The 24,409-nt window shown below is 67.9% G+C and carries 22 protein-coding genes; 9 read left to right on the top strand and 13 right to left on the bottom strand.

Annotated elements, in window-relative coordinates:
* Positions 1 to 67: 67 nt before the first annotated feature.
* Positions 68 to 1,333, top strand: coding sequence for an iron-containing alcohol dehydrogenase family protein (locus ACZ5KP_RS09980; RefSeq protein WP_460921877.1), 1,266 nt, complete (start codon positions 68 to 70; stop codon positions 1,331 to 1,333).
* Between the two features lie 39 nt (positions 1,334 to 1,372).
* On the opposite strand, the gene ACZ5KP_RS09975 is transcribed toward ACZ5KP_RS09980, so the two are convergent.
* The gene (locus ACZ5KP_RS09975; RefSeq protein WP_460921879.1) at positions 1,373 to 1,501 is read right to left on the bottom strand and encodes a hypothetical protein; all 129 of its coding nucleotides are present in this window, start codon (positions 1,499 to 1,501) and stop codon (positions 1,373 to 1,375) included.
* Positions 1,502 to 2,198: 697 nt separating this feature from the next.
* Between ACZ5KP_RS09975 and ACZ5KP_RS09970 the strand changes: the two genes are divergently transcribed.
* On the top strand, positions 2,199 to 4,346 hold the full coding sequence (locus ACZ5KP_RS09970; RefSeq protein ID WP_460921881.1) for a glycosyl hydrolase family 18 protein: 2,148 nt from the start codon (positions 2,199 to 2,201) through the stop codon (positions 4,344 to 4,346).
* A 727-nt stretch (positions 4,347 to 5,073) separates the two neighbouring features.
* Here ACZ5KP_RS09970 and ACZ5KP_RS09965 read toward each other — a convergent pair.
* From ACZ5KP_RS09965 to ACZ5KP_RS09955, 3 genes are all read right to left on the bottom strand, one after another.
* Positions 5,074 to 5,730, bottom strand: a complete 657-nt coding sequence (locus ACZ5KP_RS09965; protein WP_460921883.1) for a M48 family metalloprotease — start codon at positions 5,728 to 5,730, stop codon at positions 5,074 to 5,076.
* A 131-nt stretch (positions 5,731 to 5,861) separates the two neighbouring features.
* Entirely contained in the window at positions 5,862 to 7,349 is a 1,488-nt protein-coding gene (gene gatB, locus ACZ5KP_RS09960) for an Asp-tRNA(Asn)/Glu-tRNA(Gln) amidotransferase subunit GatB (protein WP_460921885.1), read from the bottom strand.
* Positions 7,350 to 7,463: 114 nt separating this feature from the next.
* Positions 7,464 to 8,687: a GNAT family N-acetyltransferase gene (locus tag ACZ5KP_RS09955; protein ID WP_460921887.1), complete on the bottom strand. Its 1,224-nt coding sequence runs from the start codon at positions 8,685 to 8,687 to the stop codon at positions 7,464 to 7,466.
* A gap of 110 nt (positions 8,688 to 8,797) precedes the next feature.
* On the opposite strand from ACZ5KP_RS09955, the gene ACZ5KP_RS09950 reads away from it, so the two are divergent.
* Positions 8,798 to 9,310 carry a hypothetical protein gene (locus tag ACZ5KP_RS09950; RefSeq protein WP_460921889.1) on the top strand — a complete coding sequence of 171 codons (513 nt, stop codon included), beginning with the start codon at positions 8,798 to 8,800 and terminating at the stop codon, positions 9,308 to 9,310.
* 154 nt (positions 9,311 to 9,464) lie between these two features.
* Positions 9,465 to 10,442, top strand: a complete 978-nt coding sequence (locus tag ACZ5KP_RS09945) for an aldo/keto reductase (RefSeq protein WP_460921891.1) — start codon at positions 9,465 to 9,467, stop codon at positions 10,440 to 10,442.
* A gap of 36 nt (positions 10,443 to 10,478) precedes the next feature.
* On the opposite strand, the gene ACZ5KP_RS09940 is transcribed toward ACZ5KP_RS09945, so the two are convergent.
* The gene (locus tag ACZ5KP_RS09940; RefSeq protein WP_460921893.1) at positions 10,479 to 11,186 is read right to left on the bottom strand and encodes a class I SAM-dependent methyltransferase; all 708 of its coding nucleotides are present in this window, start codon (positions 11,184 to 11,186) and stop codon (positions 10,479 to 10,481) included.
* A gap of 100 nt (positions 11,187 to 11,286) precedes the next feature.
* Positions 11,287 to 11,691, bottom strand: a complete 405-nt coding sequence (locus ACZ5KP_RS09935; protein ID WP_460921895.1) for a PPOX class F420-dependent oxidoreductase — start codon at positions 11,689 to 11,691, stop codon at positions 11,287 to 11,289.
* 235 nt (positions 11,692 to 11,926) lie between these two features.
* On the opposite strand from ACZ5KP_RS09935, the gene ACZ5KP_RS09930 reads away from it, so the two are divergent.
* Positions 11,927 to 12,205, top strand: a complete 279-nt coding sequence (locus ACZ5KP_RS09930) for a winged helix-turn-helix transcriptional regulator (protein WP_460921897.1) — start codon at positions 11,927 to 11,929, stop codon at positions 12,203 to 12,205.
* Between the two features lie 273 nt (positions 12,206 to 12,478).
* Here the strand turns inward: ACZ5KP_RS09930 and mfnA are convergent, their stop codons facing one another.
* Positions 12,479 to 13,558 (bottom strand): tyrosine decarboxylase MfnA, encoded by a 1,080-nt coding sequence (gene mfnA / locus ACZ5KP_RS09925; protein WP_460921899.1) that lies wholly within the window; start codon positions 13,556 to 13,558, stop codon positions 12,479 to 12,481.
* Positions 13,559 to 13,745: 187 nt separating this feature from the next.
* Here mfnA and ACZ5KP_RS09920 point away from each other — a divergent pair, with 187 nt between their 5' ends.
* The 3 genes from ACZ5KP_RS09920 (at position 13,746) to ACZ5KP_RS09910 (ending at position 17,371) form a co-directional block, all read left to right on the top strand.
* Positions 13,746 to 14,972, top strand: a complete 1,227-nt coding sequence (locus ACZ5KP_RS09920; protein WP_460921901.1) for a glycosyltransferase family protein — start codon at positions 13,746 to 13,748, stop codon at positions 14,970 to 14,972.
* Between the two features lie 77 nt (positions 14,973 to 15,049).
* Entirely contained in the window at positions 15,050 to 16,810 is a 1,761-nt protein-coding gene (ilvD, locus tag ACZ5KP_RS09915; protein WP_460921903.1) for a dihydroxy-acid dehydratase, read from the top strand.
* 402 nt (positions 16,811 to 17,212) lie between these two features.
* Positions 17,213 to 17,371: a DUF8106 domain-containing protein gene (locus tag ACZ5KP_RS09910; RefSeq protein ID WP_460921905.1), complete on the top strand. Its 159-nt coding sequence runs from the start codon at positions 17,213 to 17,215 to the stop codon at positions 17,369 to 17,371.
* A 42-nt stretch (positions 17,372 to 17,413) separates the two neighbouring features.
* Here ACZ5KP_RS09910 and corA read toward each other — a convergent pair whose 3' ends face one another.
* Together corA and ACZ5KP_RS09900 are read right to left on the bottom strand one after the other, a co-directional pair.
* Entirely contained in the window at positions 17,414 to 18,394 is a 981-nt protein-coding gene (gene corA, locus ACZ5KP_RS09905; protein WP_460921907.1) for a magnesium/cobalt transporter CorA, read from the bottom strand.
* A complete protein-coding gene (locus tag ACZ5KP_RS09900) occupies positions 18,391 to 18,558 on the bottom strand; it encodes a hypothetical protein (protein ID WP_460921909.1) in 168 nt (55 codons plus the stop codon). Before ACZ5KP_RS09900 ends, corA begins: the two co-directional genes overlap by 4 nt.
* 120 nt (positions 18,559 to 18,678) lie before the next feature.
* On the opposite strand from ACZ5KP_RS09900, the gene ACZ5KP_RS09895 reads away from it, so the two are divergent.
* Complete coding sequence (locus ACZ5KP_RS09895; protein WP_460921911.1) at positions 18,679 to 19,545, top strand: endonuclease III domain-containing protein; 867 nt, start codon at positions 18,679 to 18,681, stop codon at positions 19,543 to 19,545.
* A gap of 37 nt (positions 19,546 to 19,582) precedes the next feature.
* Here the strand turns inward: ACZ5KP_RS09895 and ACZ5KP_RS09890 are convergent, their stop codons facing one another.
* From ACZ5KP_RS09890 to ACZ5KP_RS09875, 4 genes are all read right to left on the bottom strand, one after another.
* Positions 19,583 to 20,131 (bottom strand): hypothetical protein, encoded by a 549-nt coding sequence (locus tag ACZ5KP_RS09890; protein WP_460921913.1) that lies wholly within the window; start codon positions 20,129 to 20,131, stop codon positions 19,583 to 19,585.
* A gap of 146 nt (positions 20,132 to 20,277) precedes the next feature.
* Positions 20,278 to 21,174 (bottom strand): ABC transporter permease subunit, encoded by an 897-nt coding sequence (locus ACZ5KP_RS09885; RefSeq protein WP_460921914.1) that lies wholly within the window; start codon positions 21,172 to 21,174, stop codon positions 20,278 to 20,280.
* Positions 21,171 to 22,151 (bottom strand): ABC transporter ATP-binding protein, encoded by a 981-nt coding sequence (locus ACZ5KP_RS09880; RefSeq protein ID WP_460921916.1) that lies wholly within the window; start codon positions 22,149 to 22,151, stop codon positions 21,171 to 21,173. Before ACZ5KP_RS09880 ends, ACZ5KP_RS09885 begins: the two co-directional genes overlap by 4 nt.
* Positions 22,152 to 22,300: 149 nt before the next feature.
* On the bottom strand, positions 22,301 to 24,229 hold the full coding sequence (locus ACZ5KP_RS09875) for a beta-CASP ribonuclease aCPSF1 (RefSeq protein ID WP_460921918.1): 1,929 nt from the start codon (positions 24,227 to 24,229) through the stop codon (positions 22,301 to 22,303).
* Positions 24,230 to 24,409: the final 180 nt, after the last annotated feature.

The raw sequence follows: 24,409 nt of genomic DNA, 5'->3' as shown, positions 1-24,409 counted from the left end.
CGCGGAATGCCTCGAACCGCGCGACCGCCGGCGAGCGTTTTTGAACGCGTCGCGACAACAAACACGCGTGAGAGACCCTTCGTTCGACGACGGCTCCGGCCCGTTTCGCCTCGCCTACGATCCGGGGGCGATCCGGTACGGCGCGGGCGCCGTCGGCTCGCTCGCCGAGGACCTCGCGACGCTCGGATTCGACCGCGCGCTCGTCGTGACCGGCAGCACGATCGGCGAGACCGCCGCCGTGATGGACCCGATCCGGGCCGGTCTGGGCGACCGACTCGCCGGAGTCTTCGCCGAGACGACGCCCGAGAAGCGGCTCGCGACGGCCGTCGACGGCGCCGCAGCCGCACGCGAGTGCGACGCCGACGTGCTCGTCGCCGTCGGCGGCGGCAGCTCGATCGACACCGCGAAAGCGATCGCTACGGTCGCTGGTCGGCGGCATGAGAGTGACGGCAGTCCCTCGACGGGAGACGACGCCACCTCCGCAGAACTCGGCGAGGAGTTCGCCGCGACCGGCACCCTGGCGGTGCCGGACGATCCGCTGCCGATCGTCACCGTGCCGACGACGCTCGCCGGCGCGGACTTCACGCAGGGTGCTGGACTCTCCGCTGGGCCCGAGGGCGGCCTCGTCGACGATCCGATCGCCGGCGGACTCGGCGATCCCGCGCTCGCACCCGCCCAGGCGGTCTACGACCCCGACCTCGTCGCGACCACGCCGAGATCGATTCTCGCCGGCTCCGCGATGAACGGGTTCGACAAGGCGCTGGAGACGCTCTACTCCCGGCACGCCACGGCAGTGACGGACGCGACGGCGGTGCGGGGGCTCCGTCGGTTCCGCGAGGGGTTGCTCGCGTTCGGCGGCGGAGCCGACGTGGACGAATCCCATCTCGACGGGATTCCCGCCGCCGTCGAGGGGCTCCTTCTCGCGCAGTACGGCATCTCCAGAGCGGACTGCACGACGATGTCCGTGATCCACGCGTTCGGGCAGGAGGTCTCCGCTGTCGGCGACGTGCAGCAGGGCGTCGCCCACGCGATCTGTGCGCCCCACGTACTCGAAGCGACGCTGGCAAACGCCGACGTGCGGACTGGGCTCCTCGCCGACGCCGTCGGCGTGGCTGACGCCGCCGATCCCGCGGCAGCTGCCGTCGAGGCCGTCGCCGAAACGCGGGACGCGCTGGGGGTGACGACGCGACTCCGCGACGTAGACGGACTGACACGCGACGACCTGGCGGCGGTCGCGACGACGATCGCAGGGCATCGGTTCCTCGAAAACGGACCGCCCGGCTACGATCCCAGCGCCACAGAGCTGGGGGCGGTGCTCGACGCTGCCTGGTGAACAGCGGTGACGCCGCGGAAGCAGTCGGCCAGCAGCCGGCTACTCCGACTCCGGCAACTGGTCGGGGAGATCCCACCCCTGGCCTTCCAGATCTTCCACAGCGGCGTTCTCGCTGTCGATCCGATACATCGGACTGATACCGACGGTGCGAGGCTGCTCGACCGACATCGCAGTGGTCTCTTCCAGTTCGGAGTGACCTTTTCGGCCCCGTTCGCCGTCGTTCAGGGAGGTGTACCAGGGATCGTCTCCTGTGGCAACAGCATTCTAGGCCCGGAACGGTCACGCGGTGCTACAGTACGAAACTGGCGCGCAAGTTGGTAGCGCGCCCGAGAAAAGTGACTATTTTGTGCGCCAACTACTGCCGAATGAGAGCAAACAATTATTCATATTTGCATAAATATACCACATTAAACGGCAATTAATACCACCAGTTCAAGATTATTCCAACACAATGAATAAATTACATGCCTAACTATCCTATATAAAGAGCAGAGGTGCCAGGCCAGGAGAGGTTTGAATACTACAGCATACGATCGTGATAGATCGGGAATATTCACACATTCTGCCGATCGACAGTGACATCGTTAGCGTTCGATCCGGATGTCCATGCATTGAATACCGTATTATATTCCTGAAACGATCGAAGCCGATATATGGGTGAACTCGTTTGCGGATTTCTGTTGGTTGTGATCCCTGTTACACAATACCGCGGCTGTGCAGGTGGCTGTCGACGACGCGACTGGATCGACGCAGATCGAACACCGGCCACCTCGGTTGGTGGCCAGCCACTACGGACCCACGCCGATCGACAGGGGATCGGCGGACAGAGCGGCAGGCAGTGGACACGGCACAATAGATCTACCGTATGAACGAAACTCGACGCAGCATCCTACGGAAGGCATCGGCACTGTCAGCGCTCGCTGTCGGAGCGAGCGCCACAGCAGCAGCGGCTGACTGCAGCGGCGTCCCGGAGTGGGACGCCAGCGTCGCCTACAGCGGCGGCGACCAGGTCACCTACGACGGCACCCTCTTCACCGCCGAATGGTGGACGAAAGGCTCCCAGCCCGACGGATCAAAGTCCGTCTGGACGGAGGAGGGTGCCTGTGGCGGCGGAGGCGGTGGTGGCGGTGGCAGCAAGGCTGACTGCAGCGGCGTGTCCGCGTGGGACGCCTCGTCGGCCTACACGGGTGGCGAGCAGGTGTCCCACGACGGCACACTCTGGACTGCCGAATGGTGGACCCAGGGCACCGAGCCAGCGACCAGTGAGAACGTCTGGACCGCGGAGGGACCCTGCGTCACGAACGAGGTTCCCTCGGCGTCCTTCACAGTAACCCCGTCGAACCCCTCGCCCGGCTCCAGTGCCAGCTTCGACGCCTCGGACGCTTCGGACCCCGACGGCTCGATCAGCTCCTACGACTGGGCGTTCGGCGACGGCTCGAGCGGGAGCGGTGAATCGACGACGCACACCTACGAAGCCGCCCAGATAGTCACGGTCACGCTGACCGTCACCGACGACGACGGCGAGACCGCGAGCACGACCCAAGACGTGACGGTTGGCGATCCCAACGCCGCGCCGACGGCGGCGTTCACCACGGACCCGGCCTCGCCGGACCCCGGACAAACCGCGACGTTCGACGCTGGCGGCTCCGGTGACGCCGACGGCTCGATCAGCTCGTATCAGTGGGAGTTTGGCGACGGCAGCTCCGCGACCGGTCAGACAGTCGACCACACGTTCGCCAGCGAGGGCGTCTACGCCGTCACCCTCACCGTGACGGACGACGAGGGAGCGGCCGGTACCACGACGACGGACGTCAACGTGACGACCGGGCCGTCCGACGAGTTCAAGGTCATCGGCTACTACCCTGGCTGGAAGGCGTCCTCGCCCTACGACTACTACCCCGAGGATATCCCGTGGGGGAAGGTCACTGACGTGCAGTACGCCTTCCTCGGTGTCGACCCGGCCGCCGCGGAGCCGACGATCATGAGCAAACAAGACGAACAGAACTTACAGACGTTCAAGGAGCTCAAGTCGGGGCCCGCATCGGACACGCGCATCACGCTCTCCGTGGGCGGCTGGGCAGACTCGGAGGGCTTCTCGCAGATCGCGTCGACGCAGGCCAACCGCGAGTCCTTCGCGAACCGCTGTGTCGAAATTCTGCGAGAGTACGACCTGGACGGGATCGACATCGACTGGGAGCACCCCGGCAGCTCCCAGGGCAAGTGTCAGTGCGGGTCGAACGAGGACTACGTCACGCACGTCGATCTGCTGCAGGCGATTCGCGATGCGCTAGACGCCGCCGGACAGGAGGACGGCAAACACTACAACCTCTCGGTTGCTAACGGCGGCTCCGACTGGAACGCCGGTGGCCTGCGCCACGGTGACGTCGGCGAGGTGTGTGACTACACCTCGATCATGGCCTACGACTTCACAGGGTCCTGGCAGGACCAGGTCGGCCAGAATGCGCCGATCTACGGCACCCAGCATCCCCTGGAGACGACGGAGTACGGGACGAAGTACCAGAATCAGTACTTCGTCGAGTACGCCGTCGACGAACTCTACGCTGGCAATCACGACGAAACGGGCTACTGGCCTGGCCAGTGGGAGTACCCGCCCGCGGAGCCTGCCGACTACGACGAGCTCGTGCTCGGCCTGCCGTTCTACGGCCGCGGCTTCAACGGCACCGAGATGTACGGCAGCTACTCCGGATTGCCGAAAGGCACCTGGCACAGCGCACTCGAGGACGGCGCCGATCCGACCGGCGCGTTCGACTACGGTGACATCGAAGAGAACAAGGAGGGCGCAAGTGACTGGAGCAAATTCCGCCACGAGCCCGGCGCGGTGCCCTACATCGTCAACGAGTCCGAGGAGACGATCATCAGCTATGACGACGCGCAGTCGATCGCGGAGAAGGTCTCTTTCGCAAAGGAACGTGGCATGCAGGGTGTGATGTTCTGGGAGCTCTCCCAGGACTGGAACCACACGCTGCTCGACGCGATCCTCGAGGAGATCTGAGGGAAGACGGTCGCGGGCGATCGCCGCCTGCACCGTTCGCTATCCGTACCATGCTCGTCCGGGAGCCGTCGTTCCGGTGCGTACGACCGATTCGCACCAACGACGAATACTGTCCGTGTACATCCTTGCCTACCGGACAGGATCGGCCGAGTTACACAGGAGAGGAACGATTCGCGACCTCACGCACCATTCGAACGTGTGGTTGAAGCGGAGTCGGCGTTCGCCGTCCGAGCATCGGGGCTGTAAATCCGTACATCGAAGCGCACGGCAAGAGGAGATCGTTTTTCGTCGGAGACACTCCCAACGTGGGCCGACTCCCCCGTATCGGACCACTGCCAGTACGGGACGCCACAGCTGTTTCCGTGAAACCGAGGCGGACCGCAGGTACCGTGGAGGACGACCAGACGCTTCGAAACAAGATCGTCCTGCAGCGCGCCCGCGAGAAGATCGTCGGACGCCACAAGAAGCACGCCAATACCGCCAAAAACTGGTTCGCGCCGAGTGATCAGGGCCACGTCGAATCGCCGTCGAGAGACGATGTGCGATCCTGCCTCGCCGATCGAGGGGTGCGGGAGCCGAGACGACGTTCGGCTCACGAGTATCGAGGCGGCCGAGACGTACATCCAATCGGACTGTGGCGACCTACCGTGGGGACTCAGAGACGAGTGAGCCTGACCTTCCCAGACCGCACGCAGCTGGGGCGAGGCCAGCTGGACCCGGTATCGACCTACTGTCCGCTTCCAGCTACCCCACCAAGCCGCTCGATCCGGCTTCCGACCGTCGGCTCGACGTCGAACAGCGCGCGCCAGAGCCGGCCGGATTCGAGCGAATCGCCGCGCAGTTCGGCGGCCCACTCGACGGACTCGCGCAACGTTTCCCGCCCGACGAGATCGCCGGCCGCGGCGTCGGCAGCGTAGTACTGCCGGCGGACGAGCGCGATCCCCGCGATGACGATCGCCCACCCGACGACCATCGCGGGCAGGAAATCGATCGGCGTGACGTACGCCGCTGCGATGATCCCGACGGCGAGCCCGGTCGAGAGCGACTGGGCGACCTGGATCCGCGAACGGCCACGCGCGACCTCGACCGCGAGGAGCGCGCGGAGCGCCTCGTCGTCGAGCGCCTGGAGAGCCGCGTCCGTGATCACCAGCGTTCGGCGGCCCGGAAGCCCGATCACGTCGCACTCGACGGCGCCGTCGTAGTTCGTCGTCCGGATCGCGACGTCGAGGTCGGACGCTCCGAGATCGGCGCGGAGCCGACCGAGACGCTCGCGTTCGTCGTCGGTCGGGTCGCGGAGGGAGTAGCCCATTCGCGGACCGAACGCGACCAGCGCCAGCGAGAGCGCGGCCCCGAGGACCCCGACGAGGACGGCGAGCCAGAGCATGTCGGTCGAGGAGAGACGGTCGCGCCGAAAAAGCGTTGCCTCCCGATCACGGGCGAGGCGGCGCTCCGTCGCCAGCCGCGGGCTCAGCGGGACTCGGGGGGTCAGGACGCAGGGACTCAGGACACAGGGGGTCAGGACTCCAGGGAGTCCCGGAGGAGCTCGTTGACGGTGCCGGGATCCGCGCTGCCGCCGGTAGCCTGCATCACCTGGCCGACGAGGAAGTTCAGGGCGCCGTCGTCGCCGTCGTGATAGTCCGCGACGGCGTCGGGGTTCTCCTCGATCGCAGTCTCGACGGCGGCCTCGATCTCGCCCTCGCCAGTCTTCCCGAGGTTCTCGGCTTCGACGACGTCGTCGGGCGCGGCGCCGTCGTCGAGCATCGTCCGGAGCACGATCTCGCGGGCGTTCTTCGCGGTGATCTCGTCCTCGGCGACGAGCTCGACGAGGCGGTGGATCTCCCCGAACCGGTCGTCGACGTCCGTGATCGCCATGTCGCGGTAGTTGAGCTCACCCAGCAGCTCGTCGGCGACCCACGTCGCGGCGAGGTCGGGGTCAAACTCGGCGGCGACGTCCTCGAAGAAGTCCGCGACCTGCTTCGTCGAGGTGAGCTTGTCAGCTGCTTCCTCGCCGAGGCCGTACTCCTCGCGGAACCGCTCGCGGCGGGCGTCGGGGAGCTCGGGGATCTCGATTTTCTCCTTCCAGTCGGCGACCTCCAGGGGCGGCAGGTCGGCCTCCTCGAAGTAGCGGTAGTCCTTCTCGGCCTCCTTCGATCGCATCGAGACGGTGACTCCCTTGCCCTCGTCCCAGTGGCGGGTCTCCTGTTGCACCTCGCGACCGCGCGAGACGGCGTTCTTCTGGCGAGTGACCTCGTAGGCGAGCGCCTGCTCGGCAGCCTTGTGCGAGGAGATGTTCTTGACCTCGGTGCGGTTGGCGTCCTCGAGCACCGACGTCGGGATCGCGCCGGTCTCGTCGTCGACCTCGTCGGCGTCGACGATCGAGATGTTCGCGTCGACGCGCAGCGAGCCGTCGCGCTCGGCGTCGAACACGGCGAGGTACTCCAGCACCTCAGTGAGCTTCGCGAGGAACGCCCGGACCTCCTGTGGCGCGCGGAAGTCCGGCTCCGTGACGATCTCGAGGAGAGGCGTGCCCGCGCGGTTGTAGTCGACGAGCGTGTACTCCGCGGTGTCGATCGAGCCGCCGACGTGTCGCAGCGAGCCGGGGTCCTCCTCGAGGTGGGCGCGCTCGATGCCGACGACGCGTCGCTCGCCCTCGTGGCTGATCTCCAGTTCACCGTCCTGGCAGATCGGCTCGTCGTACTGCGTGATCTGGAAGTTCTTCGGCAGGTCGGGGTAGAAGTAGTTCTTCCGGTGGAACCGGGTGGTCTCGGGGATCTCCGCGTCGATGGCCTTTCCGACCTTCACCGCCGCCTCGACGGCGCCCTCGTTCAGCACGGGCAGGGCGCCGGGGAGACCGAGACAGACGGGGCAGGTCCGGGTATTTGGCTCCTCGGCGGGCTCCGTCGAGCAGCCACAGAAGATCTTCGTCTCCGTCTCGAGCTGGACGTGGACCTCCAGCCCGATGACGACCGCGAGGTCCTCCGTCGATGCGGCCTGAGCGCTCATTGCCGACGGATTCGGGGTTGCCTCGCTAAAGCGCTTCGCTGCGTCGCGGGGGTCGCGACCGGGTCGCCGTTACCGGGGTACATGTTGGTCGGCAGATCCCGTCTATCGCCCGATTCAGAAGAACTCTCGCAAGCAGACCGGCTCGGGCGCGAACAGCTCCTCGAGCGTCGATCGAACGCCCCCGTTTCGAACCGACAGATCACCGAGCCGCTCCGCTCGCTCGACGCCGATCCCGCCCATGGCGAGCCGCGAGAGCGTCCCGTTCCCCAACGTCGCGTCGGGATCCCCTCCCGCTCCAGCCGGATCTACGGTTGCCTCGCCGTCGCCGACCTCGACGACGAACGTCCCGTCGTTGTGATCGAGCAGCGGGTCCGCGACGTCGAGAACGAATTGCCCCTCCATCCCTGCCGGCCACGCGATCGAGGCGAGCCCCCGTTCGACGTCGGTCAGCCGGATCATCGGCCCATCGGTCGTCTCGGCGTCGAGCTCTCCGGGATCTGGCACGAGTTCGTGGAGCTCGCCAGCGAGCGGCCCCTCCAGTCTGACTGTCTCGACCTGCGAGTCGAAGTTCGCGAGCCAGCGCAGGAGCCGTCGTTCCGTCGCGTGATCGACGCCCGCGAGGTCCTGGACGTCGAGCCGCCTCCCGTCCTCGCCCTCGCGCGCCTCAGTGAGGACGTACCCGCGGAGCTCCCCGTCGGCCTCGTAGCCGTGGACGTACGGCGCCGTGTCGCCGGGCCACGCCGCGAGCGTGCGCTTGCGCCACCAGTCCCCGGAGCGCCGGAGGGAGAGTCCGAACCGCTGGGCACGCGCGACCTCGACCTCGCGGAGGCGCTCCCAGTCCTCGGCTTCGAGCTGCCGGAATCGGCCGCCCTTGGCGTCGACCGACCCGTCGGCGATTCCCGCCAGCTGGTCGGGTGGAACGTCGGCCTTCGTACTCCAAGCGGCGGTCCCCCAGCCCAGCCCATGGTAGAACCGGACCGTCGAGGGCCACAGCGCGACGAGGTCGACGCCGCGGTCGCGGTACTCCTGCAGCGCGCCCCGGAGCGTCTCGCGGGAGTACCCTTTCCGGCGGTGTTCGGGCGGGGTCGCGACGCCGCCCAGTCCGCCGATCTCGGTCCACTCGCCACGGACGGTCGCGTCGAGGTAGTAGAGTTTGCACACCGAGCGGAGTTCGCCGTCGTCGACGACGCCGCGGGGATCGGAGAGGTCGGGTGGCCACTCGTCGGGCTCGTCGGCTTCGTACGTCGGCGCCGGGCCGCTCTCCAGATCGAACGCCTGCTGCAGGATCGCGTGGTATCGCTCCCGGCGTTCGTCGGAGATGGGTCGGTACTCGGTCATACGACGAGATGGGGCTGGCCGTCAATCAGGATGTCCATTCGTCGCCTTCGAGGCGTCTCGCTCGGCGGCGGCCGGAGCGATTATGCCACTACCGCTCCCAGAAAGTGGGTATGCGCCGACGGGATTTCGTCGTCGGAGCGAGCGCCGTCACGATCGCGGCCTCGACTGCCGGCTGTTTCGTGGTCATCGACGAGATTCTCGACCGGACGGACACCACCCGTCGACACAGGCTGGTCGATCCGTCGAGGTGGACGGATCGAGAGACCAGCGGCTCCGTGGCGACGTCGCGGATCAGCGGGACCGTCGAGATCCCGGCAGGGTACTACGCGACGCAGTCCCTGGAGCCGGAGGCTCCCGTCGAGTACCACTGTGAGTGGGAGACGGAGGGGAACCCGCTCGACGTCCTGCTCATGGAGGAAGAGGAGTACGACGATCGGTTTCGCGACGCCGAGGTGAGCGAGTTCCTGTCCTCGCCGTCGAGAGAGGGGACGACCGGCGGCTCGGTGACCGAGGAGATCGGCGACGGCGAGTACGTCCTCGTGCTCAGCAACTCCGAGAAACTCGGCACGAGACCGGACGGGACGGTCGTCGTGGACGTGACGATCGAGACGACGTACCTGTGACCGGTGGTGCCGTCGGGAGCGCCGCAGGGAGCGACGCCGATCGTCCGCGTCGACCCAACCGAGCCGTACCGGACGGTAGCGGCCGTGGCACTGACGCGTCCACGGAGATTGCCCACGCCCCGATCGTTTTTGCGGGGGCGGCCGAACGTCCTCTATGGAGTACACGACCCTCGGCTCGACGGGGATGGAGGTCAGCCGGCTCTGTCTGGGCTGCATGAGCTTCGGCAACAGCGACTGGCGCGAGTGGGTCCTCGACGAGGAGGAGTCCCGCGAGATCATCGAGCGGGCGATCGACCTCGGGATCAACTTCTTCGACACGGCGAACATGTACTCGGCGGGCGAGTCCGAGCGGGTGCTCGGGAACGTCCTCGCCGAGTACGACCGGGACGAGCAGGTCGTCGCCACGAAGGGCTACTTCCAGATGGACGAGGCGAACCCGAACTCGGGCGGGCTCTCCCGGAAGGCGATCGAGCAGGAACTGGTGAACTCGCTCGATCGGCTGGGGATGGACACGATCGACCTCTACCAGATTCACCGGTACGATGACGACACGCCGATCGAGGAGACGCTCCGCGCGCTCGACGACGCCGTGCGACGCGGCCAGATCCGCTACGCCGGCGCGTCGTCGATGTGGGCCCACCAGTTCGCCGACGCGTTACAGACGAGCGACGGGCTCGGGCTCGACCGGTTCCAGACGATGCAGAACCACTACAACCTCGTCTACCGCGAGGAGGAGCGGGAGATGCTGCCGCTCTGCGAGCAGGAAGGCGTCGGCGTCATTCCGTGGAGCCCGCTGGCCCGGGGCTACCTCACGCGCCCGCACGAGGAAATCGACGCGACGACCCGGGGCGAGACGGAGGAGCACATGTACGAACACCCCTACCGCGAGGGCGGCGGCCGCGAGATCAACGAGCGCGTCGCGGAGCTGGCCGCGGAGAAGGGCGTGACGATGGCCCAGATCGCGCTCGCCTGGCTGCTCCACCAGGAGGCCGTCGACGCGCCGATCGTCGGCACGACGAGCGTCGAGCACCTCGAGCAGGCCGTCGAAGCACTGGAGATCGACCTCTCGGAGAGCGACCAGGCGTACCTCGAGGAGCCCTACGAGCCCGTGCGGGTCTCCGGGCACGAGTAATCAGAGCGAAGGAACGCGGCTGCAGGCCGTGGCCGCTCACTCTACCGAGGCTTGCCAGTAAGAGACCGACGCGAGGTGGTCCCCGCCGGGCAGCGACCCGAGCCCGCCGTCCACGAAGCGGAACGGCTTGGCGATAGCGCCGGGGAGCTGGCGGTAGAAGCCGTAGGGGAACACCCAGTCGTGGTCGGCGTCGGCGAGTTCGAGGTTCGCGCTCTCGAGCAGCGACTCGACCTCCGATCGCGAGTAGAGCCGGGAGCCCATCGGCAGCGCCCAGTTGTAGATCGACCGGAAGCTGTACCGCCGGAAGGTGTCGAAGACGATCGTGTCCGTCGTCACGCGCTCCATCTCGGAAAGGAACGCCTCGGGGGCGTCCGCGAGGTGGAAGAAACGCATCGCGAGCACCGCGTCGAAGTGATCGTCGGGGAAGGGTAGGCGGCCGGCGTCGCCGCGCAGGAAGTCGAGGTGGTCCTCGACGCCGGCGGCGCGGGCCTTCTCGCGGCCCTGGGTGAGCATGGCCTCGGAGATGTCGAGCCCGACGACGTCGGCGCCGCGCTCGGCGAGGAGGACGGTGAACCGGCCGGTGCCACAGGCGATTTCGAGGATGCGATCGCCGTCGACGGGGCCCAGCGCGTCGAGCACCGCCTCTTTCTCGCGTCGGTCGATGAGCCGGCCACCGCCGGAGAAGCGCTTGTCCTCGTACGCCTCGGCGACGTCGTGCTCCTGGTACCACTCCTGTCCCTTCACGCTATGGGACGGATCGACACTCCGGTGATAAAACTGTGCTGAATGCGATCGACCGCGGGGAGCGATCCACGCGGAGCGGTCCGTCGGCCGACGATCCCGGTTACTGCCCGGTCACGACCTCGTCCGGCTCGATCCGAACGATCACGCGAGCGCCCTCGTCGGCGTCCTTGTAGGGGTACTCCTCGACGTCCATGTACCGCCGCGCGAGCTCGTCGATGTGGTCGACGGCGCCGTCCTCCGACGTCTCCACGACCTCGCCCCAGGCCGAGCAGTAGCGATAGGGGTTCTCGGGATCGCACATAGAGACGCCGACGGCCGGGTTGGCCTGGATGTTGCGCTCCTTCCGGCGGCCGCGAGCGGTGTTGAAGAGGACGTGATCCCGCTCGGGATCGTAGTCGATCCAGACCGGCGTGACGTGTGGGAGGCCGTTGGGTAGCATCGTCGCGACGTGTGCGAGCGTTTCCTTCTCGAAGAGATCCTGGAACTCCGCTGGAATTGGCTCCATGTGCTGTCTCTGGAAGGCGAGTCTGAAGTGTGCGACGGCTGCCGAGGATTCGGCCGCATTCCTCGTCGGCCCCTGGAGGTGCCGGTCCGATTTGCTCAAATTCGCAAGCGGGCGGAGACCAGGACGGGCGAGGGAGCAGCCGAATATAAGTGGGAATTAAACACCTTATATTGTACCTATAATATTTACAAGAGTATACCAAGTTTTACCACTGGTTGAATCTTGCAGTGGACGTATGAGCACGACCACCGCGGAAGAACGTGCGGAGGAGGCAGAAACGCTCTCGGAGACCGAGTACCGCGACCGACTCCGCGAGCTGCCACCCAGTGCGAAGCTCGTCGCGAAGGTGCTCGAGAGCGATCACCCGCTCTCCCAGGGACAGCTCGCAGAGGAGTCCCTGCTGCCGGATCGGACGGTTCGCTACGCGCTCAACAGGCTCGAGGACGCCGACATCATCGGCTCCCGCTACTCCTTCCGGGACGCCCGCAAGCAGGTCTACTACCTCCGAACCTGAGGAGCCGGTCGGCCCCAGTAACGACCGTTCCACCGCCAGCCCCGCCCGAAGCAGAGTTTTCGAACGTCCATATTTTCTGGAAATAGCAATTCATTCGTCAAATAGCAGTCCGTCGGGCAAAGGGCGTCCTCGCTCCACGTGGCCTGCATCGAATCAACAGATGTGGAGTGTCCGGTACGTAAACGGCCCAGAAAGGACGCTTTGCGAGGAATGGAACGGAACGCTCTGGGAGGGACCGATCAGGAGCGACGGAGCGCGGCGCCCGGCCCCGACTCAGTCGTCGGTGGCCGGAACCGCGCTGCGTCGAACCGCCCGGACGTCCGCGAGGAACGCCTCGAGCGTCTCCTCGGTCACGTGGGGCATGCAGACGACGCGGAGCTCCCCAGCGCGGGTACGAGAAATTCGCCAGCCCTCCTCGCGCAGGGCGTCGAAGGCCGACGCGCCGATATCGGCGGCCACGAGGGGGAGCGACGGCTCGACGACGTCGAGGCCAAGGTCGGAGAGCTCCCCCGCGAACCACTCCGCGAGCGTCTGCTGGCGCTCGTAGGTCTCGCGGTAGCCCTCCGGCCAGAGCTCCTCGATGGCCGCCGCGGCGCTCGCCACGCCGGCACCGGAGCGGGTCCCCGTGAGCGTGGCCTGGGTCGTCGACTCGAGGTAGGGCGTCTCGACGGCGAGTGCGTCGACGGTCGCTTTCTCGCGGGCCAACAGGCCGCCGGCGGGGATCGCCGCGCGGCCGAGCTTGTGGGGATCGATCGTCAGCGTGTCGACCGCGTCGACCGCGAAGTCCCAGTCGTAGTCGGTGAACGGCAGCGCGAACCCGCCCCACGCCGCGTCGACGTGGAGCATGGCGCCCGCGTCGGTCGCGACCTCGCCGAGCGCCGGGATCGGATCGACGCGGCCGTACTCGGTCGATCCGGCGACCCCGACGACCAGCGCCGTGTCGGCGTCCGTCGCGGCGTCGATCGCGGCAGGGTCGGCGCGGAAATCCTCGTCGACGGGCGTCGTCCGAAGCTCGACGTCGAGGACCTCGGCGGCTTTCCGGACGGAGAAGTGGACGGTCTCCGGTGCGACGACGTTCGGATCGCGGGCGTCCGAGCGATCTCGCGCCGCCCGGACCGCCTGGATGTTGGCTTCGGTGCCGCCGCTGGCGACGAAGCCGTGTGGAGTCGAGAGCGACGTGATCTCGCCGAGCGCGTCGACGACCTCGGCTTCCATCTCCGCGACGGCCGGGTAGGTCGCCGGATCGCCGGGGTTCGTCGCGAGGAACCGCTCGGCGGCCTCGCGCGCTGCCGGATGTGGCGGCGTGCACATCGAGGACAGCACCCGGTCGAAAGACTGGGGCTCGGCGCGCATACGAGCGACGACGGGAGCCGCGATGTTAGGGGTTGCGCTTCACGAAGGCGGCCCCTGCAGTCGGTCTCCCGGTCGATTCAGGCGTTTCCGGAGTACAGTGCACGTCGTCGGTCACCGACGGACGACGATGATCGGACGCGTGCCGGATCCGCCGCGGTTTAGGGGCTGGGACCCCCACTGAACCCCAATGGAGTACGTGCAGGAGCGGGTCGCGACGCTCCACGACCTCGGCGGGACGGTGCCCGAGGCACCGTTGTCGGAGACTGCGGTCGTCGTGCCGACGATGCCCAGGGAGATCGGGCGGCCCGCTGCCGAGCACACATTCGAGACGCTGGCGGAGCTCGACGTCGGGCGGGTCGTCGTCCCCGTCCGCGCGCCCGCCGAGCGGATCGGGGAGATCCGGGCCTGGCTCCGCGGATTCGATCTGCCGCTGACGGTGCTGTGGTGCAACGGCCCCGCCGTCGAGCAGCTGCTCGCCGACGCTGGCCTCACCGACGCCGACCTCGCCAGCGACGGCGACGAGCCGACCCAGCAGGGGAAGGGAGCGGACGTCTGGCTCGGACTCGGCGTCGCAGCGAGCGGCGCCGGCACGCACGACGGTGCCGACGATGCGAGCGACGTGGGGTACCCGCGCGACGCTGCCGCGGCGAGCGGTCCCGAGTACGTCGTCGTCCACGACGCCGACGCGACGAGCTACGACGCGGGCCACGTCCCCCGGCTCGTCGCGCCGCTGGCCGGCGAGTTCTCCTTCTCGAAGGGGTACTACGCCCGCGTCGAGGACGACGGGCTCTACGGCCGGCTCTTCCGGCTGTTCTACGAGCCGCTGTTGGCCGCGCTCGACGACGTGTCGGCCGATCCGGCCGTCGACTACTTCGGCGCGTTCCGCTACGCGCTGGCCGGCGAGTTCGCCATGACCGCGGACCTCGCGCGGTCGATGCGCGCCCAGCGCGCCTGGGGCCTCGAGATCGGCACGCTGGGGGAGGCGTTCCGACTCGCCGGCGCGGCCGGCTCCGCACAGGTCGACCTCGGAATCCACCGCCACGATCACCGCAGCGTCGACGGCGACGGCGGTCTCGCGTCGATGAGCGAGCAGGTCGGCGCGGCGCTGTTCCGGGCGCTGGCCGACCAGGACGTCGACCCCGACTACGAGGAACTGCGTACGCACTACCGCGAGCACGGTGATCGGCTCGTCGAGCAGTACGCCGCGGACGCCGCGCACAACGGGCTATCGTTCGACCGCGCGGCCGAGCGCGAGCAGGTCCGGGCGTACGCGGACGCGATCCGGCCACCGGGGGCAGACTCGCGGCTGCCGGCGTGGACGGAGGTGTCGCTGGAGCCAGCGGCGGTCCTGGCGGCGTCCGAGCGAGCGCTCGCGAACGTCGACGCCGCGTCGTCCCCGCATCGAGCGGAGTAGCCGACGCCGTTCGTCCGTGGGATGGAGCCTCGCCCCTTCGGGACGCTTTTTATCCCTTCGCGACGCACACACCGAGTATGAGCCAGCAGCCCGAGCCCACGGACCAGGGCGAAGACGCAGCGGGCGGCAAGCCCGAGAAACGTGAGGACCTCCCGTCGACGGAGGTCACCGAAGGCTACGACAAGGCGCCCCACCGCGCGATGTTCCGCGCGATGGGCTACGACGACCAGGACCTCTCCTCGCCGATGATCGGCGTCGCGAACCCCGCCGCTGACGTCACGCCGTGTAACGTCCATCTCGACGACGTGGCCGCGTCGGCCTACGACGCCGTCGACGCGGGCGAGGGGATGCCCATCGAGTTCGGAACGATCACGATCTCGGACGCGATCTCGATGGGGACGGAGGGGATGAAGGCCTCGCTGATTTCGCGGGAGGTCATCGCGGACTCCGTCGAACTCGTCGCCTTCGGCGAGCACATGGACGGCCTGGTCACCGTCGGTGGCTGCGACAAGAACATGCCGGGGATGATGATGGCGATGATCCGCACCGATCTCCCCTCGGCCTTCCTCTACGGCGGCTCGATCATGCCCGGCGAGCACGACGGCCGCGAGATCACGATCCAGAACATGTTCGAGGGCGTCGGCGCGGTCGCCACCGGCGACATGAGCGAGGACGAACTCGTCGAGATGGAGCACCAGGCCTGCCCCGGCGCGGGCTCCTGTGGCGGGATGTTCACCGCGAACACGATGGCGAGCCTCTCCGAGGCGCTCGGGTTCTCCCCGCTTGGCAGCGCCGGCCCGCCCGCGGAGGTCGAGGAGCGCTACGACGTCGCGAGCGAGACCGGCGAGCTCGTCGTCGAGGCCGTCGAGCGGGGCTGGTCGCCCTCTGACTTCCTCACCCGGGAGAGCTTCGAGAATGCGATCGCGCTGCAGGTGGCCATCGGCGGCTCCACGAACGCCGTGCTCCACCTGCTCGCGCTCGCCGCCGAGGCCGACATCCCCCTCGACATCGAGGACTTCGACGAGATCTCCAAGCGGACGCCCAAGATCGCAGATCTCCAGCCAGGCGGCTCGAAGGTCATGAACGACCTCCACGAGGTCGGCGGCGTCCCCGTCGTCCTGAACGCCCTGTACGAGGGCGGCTACCTCCACGAGGACGCGCTCACCGTCACCGGCAACACGATCGGCGAGGAGCTCGAGCGCATCGACCCGCCCGCAATCTCCGAGCTCGACGTCGACTTCCTCTACCCCGTCGACGACCCGATCCACGAGGAGGGCGCGATCAAGATCCTCACGGGATCGCTCGCACCGGAGGGCGGCGTCATCAAGATCACCGCCAAGGACGGCACGATGCACCACGAGGGGCCCGCCCGCGTGTTCGAGGACGAGGAGGACGCCATGGAGTACGTGCAGGAAGGCAACGTCGAGTCCGGCGACGTCATCGTCATCCGCAACGAGGGGCCCCGCGGCGGCCCGGGCATGCGCGAGATGCTCGGCGTCACCGCGGCCCGCGACGGCCAGGGCCACTCTGAGGACGTCGCGCTGATCACCGACGGCCGGTTCTCCGGCGCGACCCGCGGGCTCTCGATCGGCCACGTTGCTCCCGAGGCCCACGACGGCGGCCCGATCGGCCTCCTTGAGGACGGCGACCAGATCACGATCGACATCCCCGAGCGCACGCTCGACGTCGACGTCCCCGAGGACGAACTCGACGCCCGCCGCGAGGACTGGGAGCAGCCCGACACCGGCTACGAGAGCGGCGTCCTCGCGAAGTACGGCGCGCTCTTTGGCTCCGCCGCGAACGGCGCGATCACGAACCCCGGCGCGACGCAGGAGTAGCCCGACCACCACGACGCAGCTCGATCGACCAACACCGACCGACGCTCTTCTTCACGTTCCACCGAGGTTTCGCGTCCACTCGACGATCATCTCCGGGTGGGACTGGAAGGGGCCGACCGCTCGTCGCAGGTACCGACGGTGAGCCGAGCACCGCGAGGCGAACCTCGACAGACGAGCGGAGCGAGTCTGTCGGTGTAAGCACCACAGCCGAACGAGCGAAGCGAGTGAGGCGAGGAGCGCAGCGAGGTAGCTGCGTCGAGCGGGAGGGGGCTTCCAAGCGGTTCGCGGTCGCAGTATCAGTAGTCGCGGTCGCGTCACTCACAGTCAAACATAGAACAGCTACCCCTAGCGGGCCAATCTATTAGTCCGCTCCACACCAAGTTCCTCGCGGTGAATCCCCGCATGAGCACCTCCTCTGCAGAACCGGCCACGCTCGTCTGTCACCAGTGCCGATTCACGGCGCCCGCTGGCGACGACTGGGAGAAAATTGAGGTCACGGGCGTCGGCACGATGACGCGCTGTCCGGAGTGTGGCAGCACGCGCGTCGAGCACAAGCGCTGAGCAGCACGACCGCTGCTGTCCCCGTCCGTCGGTGGCGTCGGCTCAGATGTAGCCCCGCTCGCGGAAGCCCCAGGCCATCAACAGTGCGACGAGCAACATCCCGAGCATCACCGCCGGATAGCCAAACTGCCAGCCCAGCTCCGGCATGTTGTAGGGACCGCCCTCGAAGTTCATGCCGTAGACGCCGACGACGAAGGTCAGCGGCAGGAAGATCGTCGCGATGACGGTCAGCACCTTCATCACCTCGTTGGTGGACTGGGAGACGGTGTTGAGGTAGATGTCCCGCGCGCCGATCGTCAGGTCGCGGTAGGTCTCGACGAGGTCGACGACCTGGACGAGGTGGTCGTAGACGTCGCGGTAGTACTTCTCGGTCTCCTGGGCGACCTGGTCGGGGTCGCCGCGGGAGAGCACCGCGAGTGCCTCGCGCATGGGCCAGGCCAGCTTCCGGAAAGAGAGGAGGTCCCGGCGGACGGCGTTGATCGCCTCCAGCGTCTCGATCTCCGTCGAGACGAGCACTGCCTCCTCGACCTGTTCGATCTGGTCGCCGACGCGATCGAGGAGCGTGAAGTACTCGTCGACGACGGCGTCGATGATCCGATACGCAGTGAAGTCGGGGCCGCGCTGGAGGATGCGCTCGTCGCCGCGCGCGACGGCGTCCCAGACGCGGCCGATCGGCTCGTCGTCGCCGGGCGCCAGCGAGACGATCCAGTCCTCGCCGACGAAGACGCCGATCGGCTCCTCGACGACCTCCTCCTCGAAGCTCGTCTCGCCGCGAGAGAGCTCCGCGCTCTTGATCAGGACGAAGGTGTAGGCGGGGAACTCCTCGGTCTTCGCCCGGACCTCGCCGAACACGTCCTCGATCGCGAGTGGGTGGATGCCGAACGTCTCCGAGATCGTCTCGCGCTCGGCCGCCGTGGCGTCGGCGACGCGAATCCAGGTCGTGCCCTCGGCTTCCCGGGCCGTCGCCACGTCGTCGTACTCGGTCGTCCCGCGCTCGTCGTAGACCACGGCCTGGACCGTCACGGCGCCACCTCCTGGCCAGTACGGCCGAGGCCGAGGAACCCGATCCCGACCATGATCGCCGTGACGGAGAACGCCCGGCCCGGATACGCGGTCTCGATTCCGACGACGTAGCCCAGGAGCCCCAGGCCGAGCAGCGCGACGCCGACGGCGACCAGCCGGTGCATAGCCGGCCAATTGCGCGCTCGCGAGATAACGTTTGGGCGGGCCGAACGGCGATCGCTGGCGAGGCCGGCCCACGAGCGGTCGCCGACAGACTGACCTCGCTGACGCCCCCAGCGTCCCACATGCCCGAGGAGCCCGCACGGAACATCAGCGGCGGCGCGTCGGGAGGCGGCCGCGACGCCCGCTTCGACGCAGCCGAGCCGGCCACGCGCGCCGAGGCAGTGGTCGATCGACTCGGCGAGCTGTTCTGGCAGAAGTCCTACGGCGGCCGCGATCCCTTCGACTGCCTCGTCCGGACGATCCTCTCTCAGAACACCTCCGACGCGGCGAGCCAGCCAGCCTACGACGCGCTGATCGAGCGGTTCGATCCGGCGACCGACGACGGACTGGACCCCGACCTCACGTTCGCCGAGGGCTCGCCTGCAGATCTCGCGGAAGCACTCGCGACGACCGACCGCACCGCGATCGCCGAGACGATCGCACCGGCCGGCCTCCACAACCAGAAGTCGAAGGTCCTCCAGACCGTCGCGGAGCTGATCCTCGCGGAGTACGGCTCCGCGGCGGCCTTCGATCAGTTCGTCGCCACCGCGGAGTACGAGACGGTTCGCGAGACGCTCCTCGCGATGAACGGCGTCGGGCCGAAGACCGCGGACTGCGTCCTCCTCTTCGCCGCGGGGCGCGACGGCGTCTTCCCCGTCGATACTCACGTCCACCGGATCTACCGACGGCTCGGGATCGCGCCCCCAGACGCCGATCACGAGGCGGTCCGGGCGGTGCTCGAAGCGGAGCTCCCCGGCGAGAAATGCGGGTTCGGTCACACCGCGAGCATCCAGTTCGGGCGCGAGTACTGCTCGGCCCGGACGCCCGCGTGCCTCGACGGCCCCGAGGCCTGCCCGCTGTTCGATTTGTGCGATCGGGTGGGCGTCGATCCGGAGACGGGCGAGGTCGTCGACCCGGCCGACGCGGCGGCAGCCGGCAGCGACGGCTGACGGCGGAGGAGCGAGTCGACCAGCCCGCGGCGACGTACTATGCGCTCTCCTCGACCACGAGATGCATCGCGAGGAGCATCGCCGGCACCGCGAGCACGGAAAGCTCCAGCCCGCGAAGTGGCAGCGCAGTCAGGCCCCCGTCCTCCCCAGCAAATCCCGCGAGGCCCGCGAGTACGGCGGGACCGAACGCTGCGGCGACCACCGCGAGTACGCCGACGACGACGCCCGCGTCGCGACGGTCGGGATCCGTCGAGCCACGATCCGGTACGATCGCCTCGCCGAACAGCACCGCGACGGTGACGCCAGCGACCACCGCAACGACCAGCCCCGCTACGTCGGCGACGCTCGCGGGCAGTCCGCCGACGAACGGGAGGTAGAGCAGCAGGAACTCGGCCTTCGCGCCGATCGAGAGATCGCCGGCGAGGACGTCCGCGACGAAGGGGAGCCGTCGGGATATCGAGGTCGCGGTCGCGACGAGCACCGCGACGAGCAACGCCAGCGGGAGCAGCCCGGGCGTCGTGAGCGTCCGGCGGATCGCCCGCCAGATCGACGACCACCCCGATCGAGTCGTGGGGAGGTCGATCACGGACCGGGACCCCCCGCGGCGCCGCGTCGTTCCTGGGTCGACACGGTACTCGATAGGGCTGCCGACTGGCATAAATCGGTCCCCGGAGTCGAGCGCGATCGCGGGGAGACCGGAGGCGGTGGACGTTCGGGGATCGATCGCAACCGTTACTCCAGGTCGGCCGCGCTGAACCGTCGGTAGCCGATCGCGAGCGGAACCAGGGTCCAGCCGAGGAAGGTCACGATGGAGAACCACGGCTGGAGGTAGAACGGCTCGCTCCCCTCCACCCGGGCGCTCGTCCGGAGGTCCGAGGCACTGGCGTCGGCGTAGGAGACGTCCTCGAGGCCGAGCTGGACGAACGGCCAGACGTAGGAGTCCGTGATCGCGCCGATCGCGATCCGGTAGCTCTCCAGGGGGTTCGCCTGGTAGAGCGCGAAGTACCAGGCCTCCGCTTCGAGGCCGGGTCGGGTCCCCTCGACGAGGTAGTAGATCCCGACGGCGAGCGCCTCCCACATGACCAGCATGAGGAAGAAGAGCCCGACGGCCCAGGCGAGTGCCCTGCCGCGGGAGGAGGTCGCGGCGGAGATGCCGACCGCGAGCGCGGTGAACGTCACGCCCAGCATGATCGTGAATCCGGCGACCAGCACGAGATCGACGACCGCGACGTCGCCGGTCATCGGCACACCGAGGACCGTCACCACGAGGAAGCCGAACAGGATCGTCGCCGCGACGGCGACGCTCCGACCGACGGCCTTGCCGGTGACGATCTCCGAGCGCGAGAACGGGTAGCTCAGGAGGACCCGGAGGCTCCCGGATCTGCGCTCGCCGACGATCGCCATGTAGCCCGCGATCAGCGCGATCAGCGGAACGAAGAAGGCCACGAACTGCGCCATCCCCGAGAGCAGGTCCGTCATCGTCGCGTCGTCGGTGTCGCCGGAGAGCCATCCGACGATTAGGAAGAACGTGAGCAGCCCGACGAACCCGAGGGTGATCCCCCAGAGGAGCTTCGAGCGGACGACGTCCTCGAAGTCCTTGCGCGCGACGTCCCGCCAGGAGACCGTCATCGGAGCACCCCCGCGAGCCGGCCGGAGTCAGCTGCCTGTTCGCCCGCCGCCCCGGCGTCCTCCTCGACGAGTTCGACCTCGCCGTTGGTGTAGGCGGCGAACACGTCCTCCAGCGAGACCGACGAGGCGTCCACGTCGAGCACCTCGACGCCGGCGTCGAGCAGCGTGCCGATCACCCGAGCCTTCGCGCGGGGGTCGTCGCAGGTCACCGTCAGCCGGCTGTCCTCGTAAACGACGTCGGCGACGCCGTCGATCCCGTGGAGGTCGACAGGTGGCTCGGTGGCGACCCTGAGGTACAGCTCCGCGTGGGCGCCGATCGCCTCCCGGAGCCCGTCGACGGTGTCCACCGCGACCAGTTCGCCGTCGTTGAGGATGCCGACGCGGTCACAGACCGACTCGACCTGGCCGAGGTCGTGGCTCGAGAAGAAGACCGTCGCGCCGTCGTCGGCCGCGTCACGGACCAGCTGGCGCATCGTGCGGATCCCGTTGGGGTCGAGACCCGTGGCGGGTTCGTCGAGGATCAGCAGGTCCGGATCGCCAGCCAGCGCCATCGCCAGCGCGAGCCGCTGTTTCATCCCCTTCGAGTAGCCCGCGACCGTGCGCTCGGCAGCGTCGACGGAGAGACCGACGCGCTCGAGCAGCGACTCCGGGGGCTCCGTGCCGTCGGCCCAGTCGAGCGCGAGTTCGAGGTGTCGGCGGCCGGTTAGCCGGCCGTAGAGGTCGATGCCCTCCGCGAGCACGCCGATGCGTTCGCGGATCGCCTGGCTCTCCGCACGGGCGTCCATCTCGAGGACCGTCGCACTGCCCGACGTCGGCCGGACGAAGTCCAGCAGCATGTTGATCGTCGTCGACTTGCCGGCGCCGTTCGGGCCGAGGAAGCCGAACACCTCGCCCTCCTCGACGACGAGATCGAGCCCGTCGACGGCGGCCTCGTCGCCGTACCGTTTCGTCAGCGTCTGCGTTTCGATGGCCGTCATCGATCGCTCCGACGGGTGGAACCGCGGTATAAACAGGGTGCGGGCTTCCGCCCCGGTATCCGGGCCGAGCGTTTATATAGGAGGAGCGAGGCGCGGTGGGTCGCGAACGAGCCGAAACGAGTCCGCCCGGCGACCGATCGCGGCCCGCGCTACTTGAACCGGAACGTCTCGAGGTTCTTCGGCGCGAACGTTCGCATGTCGAACTTGTGGTAGAGCGCCGAGGAGAGGTCCTGTACGGAGGACTCGTCGCCGTGGACGCAGAGCACCTTCTCGGGGCGCGGGTTCATCGTCTTCACGAAGTCGACGAGCCCCTGGCGGTCGGCGTGGCCGGAGAAGCCGTCGACGGTCTCGATGTTCATCTTGAGCTTGAGGGTGCCCGAGCGACCACCGTTGTTCCCGCGATCGTCCATCGGGATCTCGTCCCACCCGTTCTGGATCCGGCGGCCGAGGGTTCCCTGGGCCTGGTAGCCGACGAACGCGAAGGTCGTGTCCGGGTCCGGGCCGAGGTGGCGCAGCCAGGACATGATCGGGCCGCCTTCGACCATCCCCGAGGTCGAGAGGACGATGCAGGGGCCGCCGTCGGCGACCTCCTGGCGCTCCTCCTCGCCACCGTCGATGTGGTTGAACTGGTCGGCGAGGAACGGGTTCTCGTCGTCGTGGAAGATGCGATCGCGGAGGTCGTCACGGAGATACTCCGGATAGGTGGAGTGGATCGCGGTCGCCTCCCAGATCATCCCGTCGAGGTGAACCGGCATCTCGGGGATCTCGCCCTCGCGCATCGCCTCCTCGAGCACGAGCATGAGCTCCTGGGAGCGTCCGACGGCGAACGCGGGAATGAGGACCTTACCGTCGATCTCGTGGGCCTCGTTGATGATCCGCTTCAGCTTGCGTTCCGAATCGGCCTGGTCGGTCTGGTAGTCGTTGCGCCCGCCGTAGGTCGACTCGAGGACGAGCGTCTCGACGCGCGGGAAGTCGTTGTGCGCGCCGTTGAACAGCCGAGTGTCGTCGTAGTGAATGTCCCCGGAGAAGCAGACGTTGTAGAGGCCGTCGCCGATGTGGAAGTGCGAGACCGCGGAGCCGAGGATGTGGCCGGCGTTGTGGAGCGTGAGCTTGACGTCCGGCGCGATGTCGGTGACGTCGCCGTACTCCAGCGGGATGGTGTGTTTGATCGTCTCGCGAACCATCTCGGACTCGTACGGCGGCGCGCGACCCTCCTTGGCGGCGACGTCGAGGTAGTCGAGCTGGAGGAGCCCCATCAGGTCCCGCGTCGGCTCGGTCGTGTAGATCGGGCCGTCGTAGCCGTACTTGAAGATCAGCGGGAGGAGCGCGGAGTGGTCGAGGTGCGCGTGCGTGAGCACGACGGCGTCGAGGTTCTGTGCACCCGCGCCGAGCGCCTCGGGCACCTGAAGGTATGGTACCTCGCCCTCCGCACCGGGCTTGTCACCGCAGTCGATGAGGATCCGCGTTTCGGGGGTCGAGAGGATGAAGGCGGCGCGGCCGACCTCCCGGCAGCAGCCGAGCGTCGTGATCCGCACGTACTCGTCGTCGGAGAGCTCCTCGCGGTGGATCTGCCGGCCGATCCGCTCGAGGATGTCGCGACGGTCGTCCCGTTCCTGTTTGAGGAAGTTCCGGACGTTCGAGACCGTCGAGGACTCGATCGGTGGCGTCCGGACGACCTCGGGTGTCCAGCCGACCTCCTTCGTGATGTCGCGGAGCGTCGAGCCGTGACGGCCGATGACCATCCCGGGCTTCTCGGCCTCGATGACGACCTCTCCGGTGTCGGCGTGGAAGTCGAGGTCCGTGACGCCCGCGTCCTCGGGAATGACGTCCATGACCTTCTCCTCGGCCTCCTCGGGCCGCAGGAGGACGTCGGGATCCGGGCGGACCGTGATGCGCTTGCGGAGCTTCGAGGCCAGCTGGCGCACGAGGTCGCCCTGCTGGGCGAACTCCTTGGGATCGCGGGTGTAGACGACCAGTTCGGGGCCTTCGTAGGTGACCTCCGAGACGGTGACGCTGCTCGGAAGTTCGCTGACGATCTCTGCTTTCAGTTCGTCGAGTTGTTGCTCTACAGCACTCATATGTAGCTACGGGAATACCGACGGGGCACCGGACTGCGTCGAATCGCCGGCCGATCGTCGGTCAGGTCGGACGAGTCGATCGCCCGTGGCGACGCCGGCAGTGATACCGTTACAGGACATCGTACGCTCCGATCGAAGTCGGTGACCGCGGCGGTAGAAACCGCTTGCTTCGTTTTATCC

This window comes from Salinarchaeum chitinilyticum (genome assembly GCF_055390775.1).
Note: the sequence above shows the minus strand (reverse complement) of the source record. Positions and strands in the feature narration are given on the sequence as shown.